The 18,335-nt window shown below is 70.2% G+C and carries 15 protein-coding genes and 1 pseudogene; 7 read left to right on the forward strand and 9 right to left on the reverse strand.

The features are described from left to right. Positions 1-39 precede the first annotated feature (39 nt). A pseudogene (locus AC4D2E_RS10585) lies at positions 40-442 on the reverse strand (D-arabinono-1,4-lactone oxidase). Positions 443-601: 159 nt separating this feature from the next. On the opposite strand from AC4D2E_RS10585, the gene AC4D2E_RS10590 reads away from it, so the two are divergent. From AC4D2E_RS10590 to AC4D2E_RS10620, 7 genes are all read left to right on the forward strand, one after another. After that, positions 602-1,687, forward strand: a complete 1,086-nt coding sequence (locus AC4D2E_RS10590) for a 2-keto-3-deoxygluconate permease (RefSeq protein WP_490952581.1) — start codon at positions 602-604, stop codon at positions 1,685-1,687. After that, complete coding sequence (locus tag AC4D2E_RS10595) at positions 1,684-2,979, forward strand: four-carbon acid sugar kinase family protein (RefSeq protein WP_490952582.1); 1,296 nt, start codon at positions 1,684-1,686, stop codon at positions 2,977-2,979. The genes AC4D2E_RS10590 and AC4D2E_RS10595 overlap by 4 nt, the downstream gene beginning before the upstream one ends. Then, positions 2,976-4,001: a 4-hydroxythreonine-4-phosphate dehydrogenase PdxA gene (gene pdxA, locus AC4D2E_RS10600; RefSeq protein ID WP_490952583.1), complete on the forward strand. Its 1,026-nt coding sequence runs from the start codon at positions 2,976-2,978 to the stop codon at positions 3,999-4,001. Before AC4D2E_RS10595 ends, pdxA begins: the two co-directional genes overlap by 4 nt. A 42-nt stretch (positions 4,002-4,043) precedes the next feature. Beyond that, positions 4,044-4,937: a GntR family transcriptional regulator gene (locus AC4D2E_RS10605; protein WP_490952584.1), complete on the forward strand. Its 894-nt coding sequence runs from the start codon at positions 4,044-4,046 to the stop codon at positions 4,935-4,937. Between the two features lie 86 nt (positions 4,938-5,023). Then, the gene (locus AC4D2E_RS10610; protein ID WP_490952585.1) at positions 5,024-6,550 is read left to right on the forward strand and encodes a glycoside hydrolase family 3 protein; all 1,527 of its coding nucleotides are present in this window, start codon (positions 5,024-5,026) and stop codon (positions 6,548-6,550) included. 122 nt (positions 6,551-6,672) lie between these two features. Next, on the forward strand, positions 6,673-7,704 hold the full coding sequence (gene murQ / locus AC4D2E_RS10615; protein ID WP_490952586.1) for an N-acetylmuramic acid 6-phosphate etherase: 1,032 nt from the start codon (positions 6,673-6,675) through the stop codon (positions 7,702-7,704). After that, positions 7,701-8,810, forward strand: a complete 1,110-nt coding sequence (locus tag AC4D2E_RS10620) for a dipeptide epimerase (protein WP_490952587.1) — start codon at positions 7,701-7,703, stop codon at positions 8,808-8,810. Before murQ ends, AC4D2E_RS10620 begins: the two co-directional genes overlap by 4 nt. Here AC4D2E_RS10620 and AC4D2E_RS10625 read toward each other — a convergent pair. From AC4D2E_RS10625 to AC4D2E_RS10660, 8 genes are read right to left on the reverse strand one after another with little or no spacing between them, the layout of a single operon-like run. Next, positions 8,779-9,588 carry an HAD family hydrolase gene (locus tag AC4D2E_RS10625; RefSeq protein ID WP_490952588.1) on the reverse strand — a complete coding sequence of 270 codons (810 nt, stop codon included), beginning with the start codon at positions 9,586-9,588 and terminating at the stop codon, positions 8,779-8,781. The genes AC4D2E_RS10620 and AC4D2E_RS10625 overlap by 32 nt on opposite strands. Before the next feature lie 35 nt (positions 9,589-9,623). Then, entirely contained in the window at positions 9,624-10,490 is an 867-nt protein-coding gene (locus AC4D2E_RS10630; RefSeq protein WP_490952589.1) for a serine hydrolase, read from the reverse strand. A 2-nt stretch (positions 10,491-10,492) separates the two neighbouring features. Then, positions 10,493-11,656, reverse strand: coding sequence for a serine hydrolase domain-containing protein (locus AC4D2E_RS10635; protein ID WP_490952590.1), 1,164 nt, complete (start codon positions 11,654-11,656; stop codon positions 10,493-10,495). Then, entirely contained in the window at positions 11,643-12,560 is a 918-nt protein-coding gene (locus AC4D2E_RS10640; protein WP_490952591.1) for a S66 peptidase family protein, read from the reverse strand. Before AC4D2E_RS10640 ends, AC4D2E_RS10635 begins: the two co-directional genes overlap by 14 nt. Continuing rightward, positions 12,557-14,317: a dipeptide ABC transporter ATP-binding protein gene (locus tag AC4D2E_RS10645; protein ID WP_490952592.1), complete on the reverse strand. Its 1,761-nt coding sequence runs from the start codon at positions 14,315-14,317 to the stop codon at positions 12,557-12,559. Before AC4D2E_RS10645 ends, AC4D2E_RS10640 begins: the two co-directional genes overlap by 4 nt. Beyond that, the gene (locus AC4D2E_RS10650; RefSeq protein ID WP_490952593.1) at positions 14,317-15,228 is read right to left on the reverse strand and encodes an ABC transporter permease; all 912 of its coding nucleotides are present in this window, start codon (positions 15,226-15,228) and stop codon (positions 14,317-14,319) included. Before AC4D2E_RS10650 ends, AC4D2E_RS10645 begins: the two co-directional genes overlap by 1 nt. Then, complete coding sequence (locus AC4D2E_RS10655) at positions 15,225-16,262, reverse strand: ABC transporter permease (RefSeq protein WP_490952594.1); 1,038 nt, start codon at positions 16,260-16,262, stop codon at positions 15,225-15,227. The genes AC4D2E_RS10650 and AC4D2E_RS10655 overlap by 4 nt, the downstream gene beginning before the upstream one ends. Positions 16,263-16,264: 2 nt before the next feature. After that, positions 16,265-18,130, reverse strand: coding sequence for an ABC transporter substrate-binding protein (locus tag AC4D2E_RS10660; protein ID WP_490952595.1), 1,866 nt, complete (start codon positions 18,128-18,130; stop codon positions 16,265-16,267). Positions 18,131-18,335 lie beyond the last annotated feature (205 nt).

Here is an 18,335-nt window from a genome sequence, read left to right on the forward strand (position 1 = left end):
GCGCATCGGTGAATGCATTTGCGAAGCGGTGCTCGGGGTTCAGCGCCTCGCGCATGCGACGGAAGGCTTCCCACTGGGGTAGAGCGTCAGCCAGTCGTAGAGGGACTCGTCGAAGTACTTGCCCCAGTGGGGCCTGCCGCCCTCCTCGGCCAGGGCCCGTTCAACTGCCCGAAGGAAGCTGTTTCCCTCCTCGGACAACGAACCGTCGGCCGCGTAATAGACCACGAAGCCGAAGTAGCAGGTCCTGGCCGTGGGACGGGCTCAGCCATCCGTCCGACGGGCCGGTGCAGCGCAGGATCACCGGGTAGTGCATCCGGGGGCGCGTCTCTAAGTGCCAGTCCTTGATCTTCCTGATCACCGCTCCGGCCTGGGCGAGCGGGATGCCGATCTCGACGTTGATCTGGGGGCGCGATCCCCCGGCAGAACACCTGGTAGATGTCACCCGCCGGGTCTTCTGCCCTGGCCCGCACAATGAGGTCTTCCCGCAGTCACTTCTTGTGTGATGTGCCCCACGCGGCCTAAGGTAGGTACATCGTGTCCGTACTAGTTGTACGCACCCCTCCGTCAGCAGACCCCTCCCGCACAGAGAGAAGATTCGCCAATGTCCGCCGAATCGCTTCCGAAGTCCCGCGTCCCCCTCTTCGACGGCATGAACCGCATTCCCGGCGGCCTCATGCTGATCCCCCTGATCCTCGGCTCGATCGTCGGGACGTTCACCCCCGGCTTCCTCGAACTGGGCAGCTTCACCACCGCCCTGTTCGCCGAGTCGGCCCTTCCCCTCATCGCCGTCCTGATCTTCGCCACCGGTATGCAGATCACCGCGAAGGCGTCAGGCCCCGTGCTCGCGACCACCGGCGTCGTCCTGCTGTTCAAGACGATCATCCCCGCCGCCCTCGTCGCGGGCCTCGGCCTCGTCGTCGGCATCGACGGCATCCTCGGGATCTCGATCCTCGCCCTCCTGGCCAGCTTCGACAACAGCAACGGCGGCCTCTGGCTCGCCTTCACCGGCCGCTACGGCGACTACCGCGACCGCGGCGCCTACATGGCCTCCGCTATCAACGACGGCCCCTTCTTCACGCTCCTCTTCCTCGGCATCTCGGGCCTCGGCAACATCCCGTTCCTCACCCTCCTCGCCGCCGTCATTCCGCTGGCCCTCGGCTTCATCGTCGGCAACCTCGACGCGAAGTGGACCGAGGTCATGCGCCCCGTGCCGAACATCGTCATCCCGTTCTTCGCCTTCGCCCTCGGCACCGGCATCGACCTCCGCAACGTCATCACCGGCGGCCTCAGCGGCATCTTCGTCGGCATCGCCGCCACCCTGATCACCGGCACCCTCGTCTACTTCGGCTACCGGTTCATCCTCCGGCGCGGGATCAAGTCCGGCATCGGCATCGCCTCCGCGACGACGGCGGGCAACTCCATCGCCACGCCGGCCATCGTCGCCGCTGCCGACCCGACCTTCTCCCCCTTCGTGGAGGTCGCAACCGCGCAGGTCGCCTCGGCCGTCCTGGTCACCGCGGTCCTCGCGCCGCTCCTCGCCACCTGGGTGCTCAAGCGTCAGGGCGGTCTGGACACGGACGACGCAGCGCATGTCCTCCCCACGTCCGCTTCGGAACTCCCTCCCGCCGGCGATCCCTCCGCTCCCGTCACCCGTCCCCGTCGACTCGAACAGGACGGCGAAGCGTGACCGCAGCGCAGCACGCTCCGATCGTCGGCATCGCCGCCGACGACGTCACCGGCGCCACCGACTCCGTGGTCCAGTTCTCCCGGGCAGGCTGGTCCTCCCGGCTGCTGCTCGGCGAACTGATCCCGACGTCGGCAGTCCCGGGCAGCGCCCTGGCCATGAACTCCGATGCCCGGGCGATGGACACGGCGAGCGCCCGGACGGCGACAGCCGGCGCGGTGGCCGACCTCGTCACCGCCGGAGCGAACCGCCTCTACCTGAAGATCGACTCGACCATGCGCGGCAGCGTCCCGGCGCAGGTGGCCGGGGCGCTCGACGCGTGGCAGGAGCGGCACCCCGACTGCTTCGCGGTCATATGTCCCGCCTATCCGGCCATGGGACGGACCGTCGACGGTGGCCTGCTCCGCGTGCACGGCGGACCGGTCGAGGACTCCCCCGCTGGCCACGACCCGGTCACCCCGGTTCCGACGAGCGAGTTCTCGCAGCTCCTCCCCGGGACCAAGACCATCAGCCTCAGCGGATCGCCGGAGCAGGACGCGCTGGACCTCCGGGAGGCCGCGAACGGCCGGGTGGTCGTGGTGAATGCCACGTCCGACGACGACCTCCGCTCCCTCGCGGCGGCGCTCGTCGCCGCCGGCTCCACGGCGGTCCCCACCGGGTCCGCCGGACTCGCGGCCGCAATGGCTGCAGCCTGGGCGACTGCCGGACCTGTGCGGGCTCGCTCGGAATCCGCCCCCGCCGCCCAAGGGCAGCGGATCGTCGTCGTCGTCAGTTCCCTGCACGACGCCGCCCGCGCCCAGACCGACCACCTGCGTAAGCAGCTGGATCCCGCCGACCTCCGCGTCCTGCAGCCCGACGCCGCCCTCCTCGGCCAGCCGGACCGGCTCGCGCAGTGGACCGCCGGGGAACTGGCGGCACCCGACACGCTGCCGCGCGTCGTCGTCATCCTGTCCCCCGAGCCCGTCGGTGACGCCGGACTGACGCTGAGCGGAGCGGAAATCGCCCGCAGCCTCGCCGCGGTGGTCCAGCAGACGCTCAATGCCACCGACATCGGCGCCCTCGTGCTGGTCGGCGGCGACGGGGCCCGCGCCGTCCTCGACGCGTCCCGGGCCCAGGCACTCCGCATCACCGGCGCCATCCAGGAAGGCATCCCGGTCGGCGTCGTGGAAGGCGGCACCGCGGCCGGCAAGATCGTCGTGACGAAGGCCGGCGGCTTCGGGCCGGTCCATGCCCTGCTCGACACCATCACCGAACTCACCACCACCCTCGCCCAACCCACGGAGGCATACTCATGAGCATCCCCACCCTCGCCGTCACCATCGGCGACGTCGCCGGCATCGGGCCGGAGATCACCGCGAAGTCCCTCCTCGGGCACGACGACGTCCGGCAGGAGTGCGTGCCCGTAGTCATCGGCGACGAGGCCGCCATGCGCCAGGGCGTCAGGAACGTCGGCGGCGATCCGGACAAGGTCCGCGTCCTGGACTCGATCGAGGACGCCACGAACGAGCCCGGCATCATTGAGCTCCTGCAGACCGGGCCGTCCCTGGCGGACGTGAAGCTCGGCGAGCTGAGCCCCGCGGCGGGCGACGGCTCCTACCGCTTCGTCGTCGAGGCCTGCCGCCTCGCCCGCGAGGGTGCAGTCCAGGGCATCGTCACCGCACCGCTCAACAAGGCCGCGATGCACGCCGGTGGGCACAAGTGGCCCGGCCACACGGAGCTGCTCGCGCACGAGTTCGGGGTGGAGAACTTCAGCCTCGTCCTCTCCGCGGGCGACCTCTACTTCTTCCACCTCACCACCCACGTCTCGCTGCGCCGGGCCATCGAGGACGTCACGCCGCAGCGGACCACCAACGTGATCGAGCTCGTCAGCGCGTTCACGAAGGCGCTTGGTAACCCGGACGAGCCGATCGGCCTCGCCGGCCTGAACCCGCACGCGGGCGAGAACCGCCTGTTCGGCGACGAGGACGAGGACATCCTCGCGCCCGCCGTCGCCGCCGCCCGTGAGAAGGGCATCAACGTGCACGGGCCCATCCCTGCGGACGCGCTCATCCCCGCTGCGGTGAAGGGCAAGTGGAACATGGTCATCGCCTGCTATCACGACCAGGGCCACGCACCCTTCAAGGCGGTCTACGGTGACGACGGCGTGAACATCACCGTCGGTCTGCCCGTGGTCCGCGTCTCGGTGGACCACGGCACGGCGTTCGACATCGCCGGCCAGGGCATCGCCCGCGAGACGAGCCTCGTGCTGTCCATGCGCCGCGCAGCTGCACTGGCGCCGGGCTGGGACCACGTCTGGCAGACCGCGCAGAAGAAGTAGGAACGGACGGGACCCGGGGCGGAACAGGCCATAATGACTGGAATGAAGACGCCTGAGGCCCCGGGACGCCCGCTCGACGCCGACAGCGGCGAACCGCTGCACCTCCAGGTCCGCGGGCACCTGCGCGCACAGATCATGAACCACTCCCTGCCGCCGGGTACCTCCCTGCCCAGCGAGGCACAGCTACAGGTGCGGTACGGCGTCTCCCGGTCCGTCGTCCGGCAGGCCCTCGGCGCGTTGGCTGATGAAGGGCTGATCGAGCGGGGTCGCGGACGCGGCAGCACCGTGGCCCCCCGGCGGGAGCACCACCGGCTCGTGCACCGCACATCGGGACTCTCGGCGCAGCTCGGGAGCACCGGCGCGAGCGTCGGCACGGAGGTGCTCTCGCTGACCGTGCGGGACGCCGATGCGTCGACCGCGATCCTCGGGACCGAGCAGGTTTTCGCGCTCGAGCGGTTGCGCACGGCCGACGGCGTCCCGATCGCCGTCATCCACACCTGGCTCCCGGTCCCGGCATTCTCCACGCTGACCGCGGAGGATCTCCACGACGCGTCCCTCCATGCCGTGCTCGGGGAGAAGTTCGGTGTGCAAATTGCCTCCGGGAAGCGGCAGATCCGGGCAGTTCCCGGTGATACGGACCTGTTGCGGCTGCTCGAGCTGGAGCCGTCGTCGCCCGTGCTCCTGCTGGAGGGCACGAGCTTCGACCAGGACGGGCGGCCCGTGGAGGTCTTCTCGACCTGGCACCACCCGGACCACGTCGTCTTCGACATCGACATCCACGGGGACGCCTCGGCGCCGACCGCGCCGAGTGGTCCGACGCCGTTGTCCGGCCCCGCAGAAACGGCCGACTCGCCGGTCGACGTCGCCGAACGGGCCCGGCGGCTGGGCGCTGAACTGCTCCGCTTCGCCGGCGAGGTTTCGAGGGACGCCGAGTAGAGACACGGCCTGATCCGGGGACACCGGGTAGGAGCCCCGCCGCCCCTAGGCTTGCGGCATGACTGCACCCAGTTCCGAATCGCCCCATGCCTGATCCGTCCCTGCTCCGCCTCGTCAACGGCTTGATCTGGCCGGGGTTCACCGGACGAACGGTCCCAGCATGGCTGGACCGTGAGCTGCGCGACGGGCTTGCGGGTGCTGTGTACTTCGCCTCGAACCTCGACCCCGACGACCCGCAGCAGCCGGGCCGGCTGTCGGCTACCCTCCGGGAGCGGAACGGGTCGGCGATCATCGGCATCGACGAGGAGGGCGGCAGTGTCACCCGCCTGCACGCGACCACGGGATCACCGTTGCCCGATGCGGCGGCACTGGGCAGCATCGACGACGAGGCCGTCACCCGGGACGCGGGACGCGCCCTCGGAGCGATGGTCCGGGCCGCCGGCATCGACCTGCTGCTGGCGCCGGTCGCCGATGTGAACAGCAATCCGCGCAATCCCGTCATCGGAGTGCGGTCCTTCGGGGCCTCCACCGACCTCGTGTCACGACACGTCGCCGCGATGGTCGAGGGCATCCAGGAACAGGGTGTGGGAGCGTGCGCCAAGCATTTCCCCGGCCACGGCGATACCTCGCAGGATTCCCACCTCTCACTGCCCGTCCTCGACCTGTCGCGCCACGAGCTCGAGTCCCTGCACCTGCCGCCGTTCCAGGCTGCGGTGGACGCCGGCGTACGCGCCGTCATGAGCGCCCACCTGGTGGCCCCCGGATTCGGTCCCCGGCCGGCCACCCTCAACCCGGCAGCCTGGTCCCTGCTCCGCAGCCTGGGCTTTGACGGGCTCGCCGTGACCGACGCCCTCGACATGGCGGCCATTCGGTCGACGATCGGCATGGGCGCCGGAGCTGTTCAGGCGGTTTTCGCCGGCGCCGACCTGCTCTGCACAGGCAATCCGGCTCAGCACGGACCTGGGCAGGCCCAGCGCTCCGATGAGGACGTGTTCCTTGAGGTCCAGACCGCCCTGCTGGCAGCGCTCGACGACGGCACCCTCATCCCTGCGCGCCTCGAGGAATCGCTCGAACGCCGCTCGGCCTTCACGGAGTGGATCGGGTCACCGTCGGACGCCCCCTCGCCTACGACGCCGGACCATGCCGTCTGGACGGACGCAGCGCGCCGTGCCTTCCGGTTTACCGGCACCCAGGCGACGGACACCCCGGAGGCAGCAAGTGGATCGAGGACCGGCGCCGCGACCGGCGTCGGCGTCATCGATGCGCGTCACGCCGGCAGCCTCGCCACCGGTCCCCGGACCGACGTCTTCACGCGCGCCCTCGCCGCGTCCATCCGGACGGAGCGGCGGACTGCTGCCGACTCATCGCAGGCTCTGGCCGCGCTCGGCGACCTGCGGACCGGAGGTGCCGACGTCGTCGTCCTGCTGTGTGACGACCTGACCGGACCGGGCCAGCAGGACCTTGCCCACCGCATCGCCGCGGCGGACGGCGGAGTCATCGTGGTGAACACCGGGATGGTGCCGGTGGACCCACCGGCCTTCGGCGTCATCCACACCTTCGGCGCCTCGGCGCCCGCTGCCGCAGCGCTTGCGGCACTCCTCCTGAACCCCTGACGGAAGTCGCTTACATACAAGTTGATTGTGTCGTAAGGTGCTTACATCGAGGAGGATCACGTGCGCCTTCTGCTGCCCTGACCTCTCCGGGGCCTTCCATTGGTCGAACGAAAGGCACACCCGTGCTTCAAGCTTCCCGTGACGCCGGTCCCCTGCCGACCACCCCGCCGGAGGACCTCGGCTCCCTCAGGCTGCAGCTGGACAGCCTTCCGACGGAGCATGTCTCGACCGGCTACGCGGACCTCGACCTGCGGTCCACCTCCGACCTCGTGGCGGCGATGAACGCCGAGAACGCCGGGGTCGCCGCGGCCGTCGCCCTCGCGGCACCGGCGATCACGACGGCCGTGGACGGCATCGCCGACCGCCTGGCCCGCGGCGGCCGCCTCCTCTACATCGGAGCGGGGACCGCGGGCCGGCTCGGCATCCTCGACGCCAGCGAGTGCCCCCCGACCTTCGGCACCGACCCCTCGCTCGTCCTCGGCATCATCGCGGGCGGGTCGGCCGCCGTGACCACGGCCATCGAGAACGTCGAGGACGACGGCACCCAGGGCGCAACGGACCTCGCGGCCCACGGTGTAGACCACCTCGACGTCGTCGTCGGGATCTCGGCGTCCGGACGCACTCCCTACGCGTGCGGGGCAGTGGATGCTGCCCACGCAGCGGGAGCGCTGACCATCGCCATCACCTCGAACCCCGGCTCACCGCTCGCCACGGCTGCGGAGATCGCGATCGAGGTGTTGACGGGGCCGGAACTCGTCGCGGGATCCACCCGGCTGAAGGCCGGGACCGCGCAGAAACTGGTGCTCAACATGCTGAGCACCCTCAGCATGGTCAGGCTCGGCAAGACCTACGGCAACATCATGATCGACCTCGTCGCCACGAACGAGAAGCTGCGGGCGAGGTCCCAGCGGACCGTCATGCGCGTGACCGGATGCAGTGCGGAGGAGGCCGTCGGCGCTCTCGCCGGCAGCGGGGGCTCGGTCAAGACCGCGGTCCTCATGCTCCTCACGTCCGCGACGAAGGTGGAAGCCGATGACCGGCTCGCACGCCACCACGGCAACCTGCGGGCGGCACTCACGGTGGCAACCGCGGCTGCCGGAACTGCAGGACCCGACGCACCCCTCGACGGCATCGGCACGGCCCTCCCGTCATGACCCCGGGCGTCACGCTCACGGCCCACCGGGTCACCCTGCCCTTGGTCCGTCCCTTCGTCACGGCCGTCCGCAGCGCCACCGTTCTGGAGTCGGTGCTCGTGGAGGCGCGCGACGACGACGGCCGGTCCGGCTGGGGGGAAGCTCCGATCAGCCGGGTCACAAGGGCGACCAGCGACGGCGTCTGCGCATCCGTCAATGGGCCCCTGCAGGACCTCGTCCGCTCCTCGAACCCGACGGACGCCGTGCGCCGGGTCGCCGCCTCCTCCGACAACACCGCCGCGAGGATGGCCGTGGACTGTGCCCTCCACGACCTCGCGGCGCAGCAGGCCGGGCTGTCCCTCGTCCGCTACCTCGGCGGAACCTCCCTGTCCGTGACGACGGACATGACGCTCTCGGTCGGCTCCCCTGCTGACCTGTCGGTGGCCGCCCGGGACCACGTCAAGGCCGGGTTCGGGTGCCTGAAGGTGAAGGTGGACGGGTCAGGGGATCCGGTGGCCGGGATTGCCGCCGTCCGGGCGGCCGTCGGCCCCGCCCTCACCCTTCGGGTCGATGCCAATCAGGCCTTCTCCGCGGACGACGCCGTCCGCTTCATCCGGGACCTGGAGGACAGGCACCTGGACGTCGAGTTCGTGGAGCAACCCGTCCGGGCACACGACTGGGTTGCTCTTGCGCACGTCACCCAACACGTCGCGACGCCGGTGATGGCCGACGAGTCGCTCTGGAACCTTGCCGACCTCCACCAACTCCTCCGCCATGAGGCCGCGCCGATGGTGAACATCAAACTCGCGAAGACCGGCGGGTTGCTCCCCGCCCTCGGCCTCGCCGCCGCTGCCCGCGAGGCTGGCCTGCGGATCATCGTGGGGTGCATGATGGAGAGCACCGTGGGCATCGGTGCTGCGGCGGCCTTTGCATCCGCACTCGGAGTCCGTCCCCAGCACGTCCCGGCCGACGACGTCCCCGTCGATCCTGCGCAGGACCTCGACGGGGGGCTCTGGCCCCGCGACCCCGCGGTGGACGGCGGGGTCCGCTACGACCGCTCCACCATCGCCATCGCGGACCGGCCCGGACTCGGCATCACGGGGCTGCGGACTGCATCTCGAGGATAAGTGCGACGGTGGCCCCGAGGCTCCGCGCGACGCCGTAGGGCACCGAGGCGGGCGGCAGTGCTTCACCCGGAGAATGTGCCTCGATTCGGTGCCGCGCCAGCAGGTAGGCGGAGATGTCGGGCCCAGTTGCTCCGCTGCCGTCCGTCAGGCGGATGCCCGCGCTGCTGGTCGCCACCATCCCGTCCCCCGGTGCATCCGGCCGCAGAAGGATGCTCATCGCGCCGACCCCGTTGGCGCCGGCGATGTCGTGATCCAGCCGGTCGCCCACATGGACGAGCCGAACCCGGTCGCCGAGCGCACGCTCAAACATCTCCGGATCCGGTTTCGCCGTGCCGACCGCGTCGGAGGTGATGACGGCATCGAAGACGTCCTGGAGGCCGGCCGCGCGCAGGACCGGGAGCTGGAACTCACGACGTCCGTTCGTCAGGAGGACCAGGCGGCATCCGGCGGCCCTGAGTGCTTCCAGGTTCGGCCGGGTGTTCACGTGGAGGATGCGGACGCCGGGATCGGCGAGTGCGTCCTCCAGCCGGGGTACCAGCGACCCCGTCCACCGGCGGCCGAAGCGGACGGCCGTCGTCGCCATGATGGATGCCCAGTCGTACGCGGCGTAGGGATCGGTGAGGAGCCGGCGCTCGTGCTCCGCAAGGATCCCGGCCGTCACTTCCGCGGCGCTGACCAATCGGCGGTCGCCGGCTGCGGCGGCGACCTCGGCTGCAACGGAGCGCAGGACACTCGCGAAGGGGCTGATGACCAGTGTCCCGTCGAGGTCGAAGCTCACGGTGAACGCTCCTCGGTGCGGATGGCCAGCAGTCATCAACCCGGTACCGGGTCCGCCTGCAGGAGCTCCGCCCCGTCGGTCGGTTCAGCTGCCGGAGGAGCACCCGCGATCGCCCCGGCGATCTGCCAGGCGAGCCGCGTGACGGCCGCGATGACGGCGGTCGCCTCGTCCTCCCCGTAGGCACGCGTGCAGACGGCGAGGACGAAGGGTTGCGCCGCCGCGGGCTGCACCAGGGCCACGTCGTGGCGGATGGCGGTGACCCAGCCGGACTTCGAACCCCAAGTGGCGGCTCCCGGCAGCGCCGGACCGATGATCCCGTACTGCTGCGCCTCCAGGAAGGAGACCGCCAGCGCCGTACTCGCCGGCGCCAGTACGGAACCCGTGACGATGCTGCGCAGGATCGCGCAGAGGTCGCGCGCCGTCGTCTGCTGGGTGAGTCCCTCACGGAGTCCGTCGAGGTCACCGAAGAGCCGCTGCATGAAGGACGACCGAGCGCCACACAGCGCCACCGCCTCGGCGACGGCCGGCAGCCCCACGAGCTCGACCGCCATGTTGGTGGCCTCGTTCGAGGAGACGGTGATCATCCGCTCGAGGACATCCCGCAGCGGCACGGGCCGGCCGGCAGCCGGCATGCCGTCGTCGATCTCGCCGGGCTCGAACTCGAAGATCTCCCCGGACGCAGCCGCCGACCGGAAACGAAGGGTCGAGACGAGCTCCTGGTCGAGGATGAGCCGTCCGGCATCGACGGCGCGCAGGACGGCGACGAGCACGGCGAGCTTGATCGTGCTGGCCGCGTAGACCGCGGAGTCGGCGCCGTCCTCGGCGAGCACGGTGCCGTCGAGCGCGGTCAGGCAGTAAGAGATATGGGGGACGCCGTCGCTGTAGTCGGACTCCAGACCCATGGTCACGCCCTTTCGTCGGGTGCCGCGGCGAAGACCGCGTCGGCAAGAGCTGAACGGAAACCTGCCATGGCGTTGTGCTCGCGAGACGGATGGACACGGTTGGTCAGTAGCACCACGACGACGCCGCGGTCGCGGTCCATGAGCAGCGAGGTCCCGGCGAAGCCGTTGTGTCCACGAGCGCTGTGGCCGTGCGCGCCCATCCACTCCCGCTGCCCGATGCGCAGGCCGAGTCCGTGGCCGAACCCCGGCCCGGGGTGCGACCCGAGCATGCGCGGGAGCTGGTCCTGCCAGAGCTCGACGGCGAGCGCCCCGGGCACGAGGGCCTCCGCGCGGTCGCGCAGTACCGTGCCGACCGCCAGGACCGCCGACGCCGTCCCGAACAGGCCGGCGTTCGCGACCCCGCCGCCCAGCGCCCAGGCGGTCTCGTCGTGGACCTCGCCGCGCACCATGCCGCGCACCGACCCGCACACCGGGACTACCTGCAGTTCCGTCGCGGCACAAGCGGAGGGCTCGGGGGTGAAGGTGAGCGACGCCGCCCGAGGATCCAGCGCCGTCAGGGGTTCGAGCACCCTGTCGGATACCAGCCAGGCCCAGGGCTCCTCTGTGGCCGCTTCGGCGAGCGCCATGGCCACGGTGAAGCCCACACAGGAGTAGGCGAAGGCCGTGCCCGGGGGCGTCTCTAGGGGAAGCGAGAGAATGTCCGCCAGCAGGGCGTCGCGTCCGGGGCGTGCCGGCATCTTCCGCCAGCCATCCCAGGTACCGGGCAGCCCGGAGGTGTGGGTCAGCAAGTGACGCAGGGTGATGCTGCCGCGTGGTCCGGCACGGAAGGACGCCAGGTGCGCGCCGACCGGCTCATCGAGGTCGAGGACCCCTTCTCCTGCAAGGGACAGGAGTGTGAGGGTGCTGGCCACCTTCGTCACGGAGGCGAGGTCGTACACCGTCTCCGCGTGCGCGGGCACCCGGTCTTCCGCACTGAGCGGAGCTCCGTCGGGACCGAAAGCGACGGCGGATCCGCTGGCGACCGGCCCGAACGACCGCCCGCCGATGTCGACGGCCGCGACGGCCGACGGCGCGACGCCAGCCGCCACCGCTCCGTCGAGCAGGTTCTGGAGGGAGCTCTCGAAGCGGGAGGGGTCCGGGGCAGCAAGCGGATCAGGCGAGGACAAGCCGCGGTGTCCCCTCGGCGATCAGCGTGGCTTCGACCCCGAGCGGGATGCTGTGCGCTGCCGGGCCGTGGCCGAATCCGAGTTCCCAGACCAGAGGTATCCCCAGCGGGCACAGGAGCTCCTCGACCAGGGCCTTCACCTCGTGCAGTTCCCCGCACTTGCTCCACGACCCGAGCGCCAGCCCCGTCATCCCCTCGAACCAGCCGGCGCGCAGCAGGGACATCAGCAGCGCGTCCAGGCGGTAGACATCCTCGGTGACGTCCTCGAGGAGCCCGATCCTGCCAGTGTCACTGACGGGGGGCCTGCCGCGCGCCCCGAGGGTCATCGAGATCAGGCTCAGGGTGCCCCCGGTGAGCATGCCGGTGGCCCGACCCGGAACGAGCACCTCGGCCGTCGGGTTGGTGTAGTCGCGGCCTGCCGGCGGGGAGAACAGGGCCTCGTGGAGGTGCCGGCGGGCGGCGTCGTCGTCGAGCAGGGCGTCCGTGGCGACCATCGGCGCGAACAGGGTGGCCAGCCCGAGGTGCTCCGCCCAGTACTCGTGCAGTGCCGTCACATCGGAGGACCCGATGAGGGGTTTCGGGCTTGCGGCACGCAGTTTCCCGACGTCGAGCAGGTCCAGCAGCCGCACCGCACCGTAGCCGCCGCGGATGCAGAAGACGGCGGCGATGGAATCGTCGCACCACAGATCCTGGAGGTCCGCGGCCCGGTCCGCGTCAGTCCCAGCGAGGTAGGGGGCCCGGGGATGCCGGTCCAGCACGTGGGCACCGAGCACGGGTTCGAGGCCCCAGTCGACGAGCAGCCGCACCGCCCGGTGCACGTTCTCCTCGGTCGGTGTGCCGGAGGGCGAGACCAGTCCCACGCGGTCGCCCCGCGTCAGGAGACCCGGCCCCGGACGGACCGTCACGACGCCGGGCCCGTCGTCGCCGGTCCCGACTGCAGCAGCCCCGGATCCGGCAGGGGCTCCCCGTCCAGGAGGTCCCCGTTCCCCGGGACACGGCGGAGGACGCCGCCGTCGCGGGTGGGGACGACGCTCAGGAGCGTGCGCGTGTACGCGTGCTGCGGGTTCAGCAGGACCTCCTCCACCGGGCCCTCCTCGACGATCCTGCCCTGGTACATGACGACCACGCGGTCGGCAATGTTCCAGGCCAGCCCGAGGTCGTGGGTGATGACGAGAGCGCCCAAGCCGAATTCGCACCGGAGCCGGAGGAGCAGGGCCAGCACGCCCGCCCGGACCGACGCGTCGAGGCTCGCGACGGGTTCGTCGGCGACGAGGAATTCAGGGTCGAGCGCGAGGGCGCCGGCGATGACCACCCGCTGGCGCTGGCCGCCGGAGAGCTCCTGCGGGATGGCCGTGAAGTACTTGCCGGGCGGGTTCAGCTCGGCCTTGGCCAGGGCCGCCGCGACGAGCTCGCGTTCGTCGCCGGGCATGCGGTGCAGGCGGGGCCCTTCGGCGACGGCCTCGTACACGGAGTGCTTGGGGTTCAGGGCCGCGGTGGGGTCCTGCAGCACGAACTGCACGGCCCGACGGTACGCCTTGAGGGCCTTCCGGCGATGCTCGAGCGGCTTCCCGCGGAAGAGGACCTCACCGGAGGTGGGCTTCTGCAGCCCGAGCAGGGTCCGGGCGAGCGTCGTCTTGCCGGAGCCCGACTGGCCCACGAGGGCGACAATCTCGCCCGCGTTGCAGGTCAGGTCGACGCCGTCGACCGCCCGCGTGGCGCCGTCCCGGCCGGAGAAGTTCACCGACACGTTGCGGGCCTCGAGGACCGCTCCGGGCACGGAGGGGGCGGGCACTCCCCCGATCGCCGACGGCGCATGCGGCGCGGTGTACGTGGGCAGGCTCAGGCGCGAGTCCGGGTCGCCGATGGTGGGGAAGGCCGAGGCGAGGGCGGCCGTGTGCGGGTGCTGCGGGTTGTGCATGACCTCCCGGGACGGACCCTGCTCGACGATCCGCCCGTGCTGCATCACGACGATCCGCTCGCAGGTGGAGGCGAGCACCGAGAGGTCGTGGCTGATCATGATCAGCGACAGGCCGCGGTCCCGGACGAGGGAGGTGAGCAGGTCCAGGACCTGGGCCTGGACCACGACGTCGAGGGCCGTGGTGGGCTCGTCGGCGATGAGGAGGTCCGGCTCGCAGGCCAGGGCCATCGCCATCATGATGCGCTGCTTCTGGCCGCCCGACAGTTCGTGCGGGTAGGACTGACCCTTGGCCGCGGCCAGCCCCACCTGCTCCAGCAGTTCGTCGACCCGCGCGTTCCGGGCGGACTCGCTCCGGTACTTCGCGTCGGATCCCTTCGCGTGGATGCGCAGCGCCTCGGAGATCTGTTCCCGGACCTTGCGGACCGGGTTGAGCGAGTGCATGGCGCCCTGGAAGACGATGGCCGCCTCGGTCCAGCGCACCGAGCGGAGCCGGCCCCAGCTGAGGGTGGAGATGTCCTCCTCGCCGAGGAGGATCCGGCCCTCGATCGTAGCGTTCGCCGGCAGCAACCGGAGCACGGAGACGGCGAGGGTCGACTTCCCGCAGCCGGATTCCCCGGCGATGCCGACGGTGGCGCCGGGCTCGACCACGAGGTCGACGCCGTCCACCGCGGTGACGGTGCCCCGCCCGCCGTCGTTCTGGGTGGTGTAGGTGATGCGGAGGTCCTTGAATTCGAGCCGTGCCATTAACGTCCTCGCAGCGTGGGGTTGATGACGGATTCGAGGGCGCGGCCCACGAGCGTGAAGCAAAGGACGACGACGACGATCGCGAGGCCGGGCGGCATGACGTACCACCAGTACCCGCCGGTCGCCGCCCCGGTGTCCAGCGCGGACTTCAGCATGGCGCCCCAGGAGATGCTGCCGGGGTCGCCGAGGCCGAGGAAGGACAGTGTGGATTCGGCGATGATCGCCGACCCGACGGTCAGCGTGGTGTTGGCGAGGACGAGGGGCATCACGGCCGGCAGGACGTGGCGCCCGATGATGTGGCCGTCGCCGGCACCGAGCGCCCAGGCCCGTTCGATGTACGGGCGGGACTCCACGGAGAGGGTCTGGGAGCGGACCAGCCGGGCCGTGCCGGCCCACGAGGTCACGCCGATCGCGATGACGATCGTGGCCACGCCCGGGCCGATCACGCTGGAGAGGACGATGGCGAGCACGAGTCCGGGGACCACGAGGAAGAAATCGATGACGCGCATCAGGACGGCCTGGGTGGCCCCGGTGAAATGCCCGGCGGCCATTCCCATGACGGTCCCGATGACCATCGACACGAGCGTGGCGGCGAATCCCACGACCAGGGAGATCCGCGACCCCCAGATCAGCAGGGCGAGGACCGACCGCCCGGCGGGGTCCGTGCCGAGCGGATTGGCGAGGCTCGGTGGCTCGTTCCGTCCGGACGTCACCTGCGTCACGTCGAGCACGCTCGGCGGGGCGAAGAGCGGGATCACGAGGGCGAGGGCGATGACGCACAGCAGGATGACGAGCCCCACGACGCCGGCCCGGTTGCGCCGGAACTCCTTCCAGCCCTCCGCGAAGGCCTGGCGCCGTCGTGCGGCGGCGACGTTGGTCCGCGGCAGCCGGGGCCCGGCGACGGCGCTCATGCCGACCTCAGCCGGGGATCGAGGACACGGTAGATCAGGTCGGCGAAGAAGTTCATGAGGATCACAATCGAGGAGAAGACGACGAACGTTCCCTGCAGCAGCGGGAAGTCGGGGGCCGACAGCGCCTGGAACGTGAGATAGCCGAGGCCCGGCCAGGAGAAGACGGTCTCCACGGTCACTGCCCCGCCCACCAGGCCGCCGAGGGTGAGGAAGATCAGGGTCACGGTCGGGAGCAGGGCGTTGGGGACCGCGTGGCGGCGCCGGACCTCGTCCTCCGTCAGCCCCTTCGCGCGCGCTGTCAGGAGGTAGTCCGACGTCATCTCCTCCAGCAGCGAGGCGCGCATCACCATGAGGTACTGCGCGTAGACCACGGCGACCATCGTGACGACCGGGAGCACCATGTGCCGCGCGACATCCCACAGGAGCGGGAAGCCCGTCGCGGTGGTCCCGGCGGTGACGAAGCCGCCGGTCGGGAACCACTGCAGGCCGCCGGCGAAGGTCAGCAGCAGGATCAGCCCGAGCCAGAAGGTCGGCACCGACCAGAACACCAGTGCCAGCCCGGTCTGCGCCTTGTCGAACAGGCTGCCGCGCCGCCAGGCAGCCTTCTGCCCCAGCCAGAGCCCGAGGATCACGGACAGCAGGGCGGCCGTCCCGGTCAGCAGCAGGGTGGGCCCGATCCGGGAACCGATGAGGCTCAGCACCGGCTCGTTGTAGGTGTACGAGTACCCGAGATCGCCGCGGAGGAGACCTGTCAGGTACCCCCAGAACTGGACGATCAGGGGGTCGTTGAAGCCCAGCTGCTCGCGCATGATGTCCATCTGCTCCGCACTGACCTGGCGCCCGTCCGCGAGGGAGCGGACGGGATCGCCGGGCAGGATCCGGAAGGCGAAGAATCCGAGCAGGACGACCATGACCAGGGAGACGGCCGCCGCGCCCGCCTTGCGGAGGGCGTAGCCGAGCCAGGAGGATCCCCGCTGCGGCTCGTCCGCTGCAAGGCCAGCCGAGAGGTCCTGGGCACCGAGCGTGGTGGACACGGTTACTGCCGGTCGTCGGCGGTGGCCCGGCGGCGCTTGACCAGGAAGAAGGCGACAAGGCCGCCGACCACCAGGATGCCCGCGATCGGGGCGACGATCGCCGCAGGGCTGGGCGTGGTCGCCGACGCCGCCTCGACCGAGGACACCGGGGTGGCGCTGTAGACGCCCCAGGGACCGTTCTGTCCGAGGATCACGCCGCCCTCGCTGGGCTGCGTGGTGAACGGCTCGAAGCGGTCCGACCGGTAGGCCTCAAGCGAATCGGCGTAGTAGAGCACGTTGTTGACCGCGGCGTCGTAGATCAGTTTCTGGGCTTCGACGACGAGTTCACTGCGCCGTTCCTGGTCCAGTTCGGTGTGCTGTTCCTTGTAGAGCGCGTCGAACTCCGGCGAGCACCAGTTCGATTCGCTGAATGCCCCGGTGCCGTCGGCGTTGGGGCGCGAGCTGCACTGGTTGATCGACAGCTGGAAGTCCGGATCGGGTCCGATGCCCCAGCCCGTGAAGTACATGTCGTAGTTGCCGAGCGTCGAATCGTCGTCGAGCTGGGCCGGCGCCTTCGATTCGCTGGTGACCTCGATGCCGATCTCCCGCAGCCAGGGGGTGACGTAGTCGGCCATCTGCTGGTGCGTGGGCTGTGTGTTGCTGCCGGCCAGGCGGAGGCGGAGCGGGTTGCCCTCCTTGTCGGTCCGGATGCCGTCGGCGCCTATGGTGTATCCGGCGTCGTCGAGGATCTTGTTGGCAGCCTCGGGGTCGTAGCTGTACGGCAGGTCGTCGGTCTTCCAGTGGTACAGCGGGTAGACGGACGGGATCTCACCGGTGGCGGGCTGTCCCAGTCCTTCGAGGACACGCTCGAGCAGCGTGTTGCTGTCGATGGCGCGGACGATGGCCTTGCGGACCTCCACGTCCTGCAGGACGGGGTTGCCGTCCCCCATGATCTTGCCCTCGGAGTTCATCGTGCCCGAGTTCAGGTTGATGGCCTGGTAGCGGCGGCCCGCACCCGAGTTCGTGGTGATGTCCGGTTCGTTCTCGAGCGCCTTGAACTGCGCGGGGGTCAGACCGCCGACGACGTCGAGCTCGCCGGTACGGAGGGCCTGGACGGCGGCGTCGCTGTTGCGGTACGGCACGAAGGTGATGCCGTCCACCTTCGCCTCACCCTTCCAGTAGTTGGGGTTGGCCTTCATGGTGACACCGGAGGTGGGGCTGTAGTCCACGACCGTGAACGGGCCGCTGCCCACGGCGTCCTTGTCATTGGCGAAGGTCGCGGGATCGTCCACCTCGGACCAGATGTGCTCCGGAACGATCGCCAGGCTGGATCCCGGGTTCGGTGCCTGCGGCTCCTTGAGGGTGATGACCAGGGTCTGGTCGTCCGTCGCCTCGACCGACTCGATGCTCTCGAGCAGGGACCCGTTGGCCTGCTTGAGTTCGTCGCTCTCCTCGATGGCCCGGAAGGTGTAGGCCGCGTCGTTCGCGGTGATCGGCTCGCCGTCGGACCACTTCCTGTCCTCCGCGAAGGTGAACGTCCATTCGGTGCCGTCCTCCGACGTCTCCCAGGACTCGGCGAGTCCGGGGACCACTTCGTTGTTCTCCGCGCTGTAGCTGACGAGGCCCTCGTACTGCATGGTGAGGATGTTCGTGCTCGACGCGAGGACCGCGAGGAAGGGATTGAGTGAATCGATGTCACCTGTGAGCGCGAGCTTGAGCATCACCGGGTCGGACTCCTCCGCGGCGGTGGCGGCCGAGGATGCGAGTGACCCGGGGACCAGCGCCAACGACAACGCGGCGAGAGTCGCGACGCTCCGGCGGCGCAGCGAGAACCTCCCCCGCGTGGAACGTTCCGGAGTGCTGCTCGGATCGGGGAGGGAATGTGCCATCGGTTCTCTTTCGCTAAGGCCTGCAGGCGTACGAATCCAGGGCCCGGGGCCGTGGAAGCGAACAGAAGTGCGAGGAAAAGACTCGACAGCCGTGTCATGGGTGGCTGCGATGTAAGCAAGCTACACAATTGGGTAATGTGATGCAAACCACTTGCGAAGCCGTGTCGCGACTTTTGTCCTTCGGCGTCGCAACCCCCGACGTGGA

Source organism: Arthrobacter sp. TJ-265 (assembly GCF_058269135.1).

Coding starts and splice junctions, on each gene's coding strand:
- pdxA (WP_490952583.1), top strand. CDS start 2,976: ATGAGCATCCCCACCCTCGCCGTCACCATCGGCGACGTCGCCGGCATC.
- AC4D2E_RS10660 (WP_490952595.1), bottom strand. CDS start 18,130: ATGGCACATTCCCTCCCCGATCCGAGCAGCACTCCGGAACGTTCCACG.
- AC4D2E_RS10645 (WP_490952592.1), bottom strand. CDS start 14,317: ATGGCACGGCTCGAATTCAAGGACCTCCGCATCACCTACACCACCCAG.
- AC4D2E_RS10650 (WP_490952593.1), bottom strand. CDS start 15,228: ATGAGCGCCGTCGCCGGGCCCCGGCTGCCGCGGACCAACGTCGCCGCC.
- AC4D2E_RS10620 (WP_490952587.1), top strand. CDS start 7,701: ATGACCCCGGGCGTCACGCTCACGGCCCACCGGGTCACCCTGCCCTTG.
- AC4D2E_RS10610 (WP_490952585.1), top strand. CDS start 5,024: ATGCCTGATCCGTCCCTGCTCCGCCTCGTCAACGGCTTGATCTGGCCG.
- AC4D2E_RS10590 (WP_490952581.1), top strand. CDS start 602: ATGTCCGCCGAATCGCTTCCGAAGTCCCGCGTCCCCCTCTTCGACGGC.
- AC4D2E_RS10630 (WP_490952589.1), bottom strand. CDS start 10,490: ATGGGTCTGGAGTCCGACTACAGCGACGGCGTCCCCCATATCTCTTAC.
- AC4D2E_RS10605 (WP_490952584.1), top strand. CDS start 4,044: ATGAAGACGCCTGAGGCCCCGGGACGCCCGCTCGACGCCGACAGCGGC.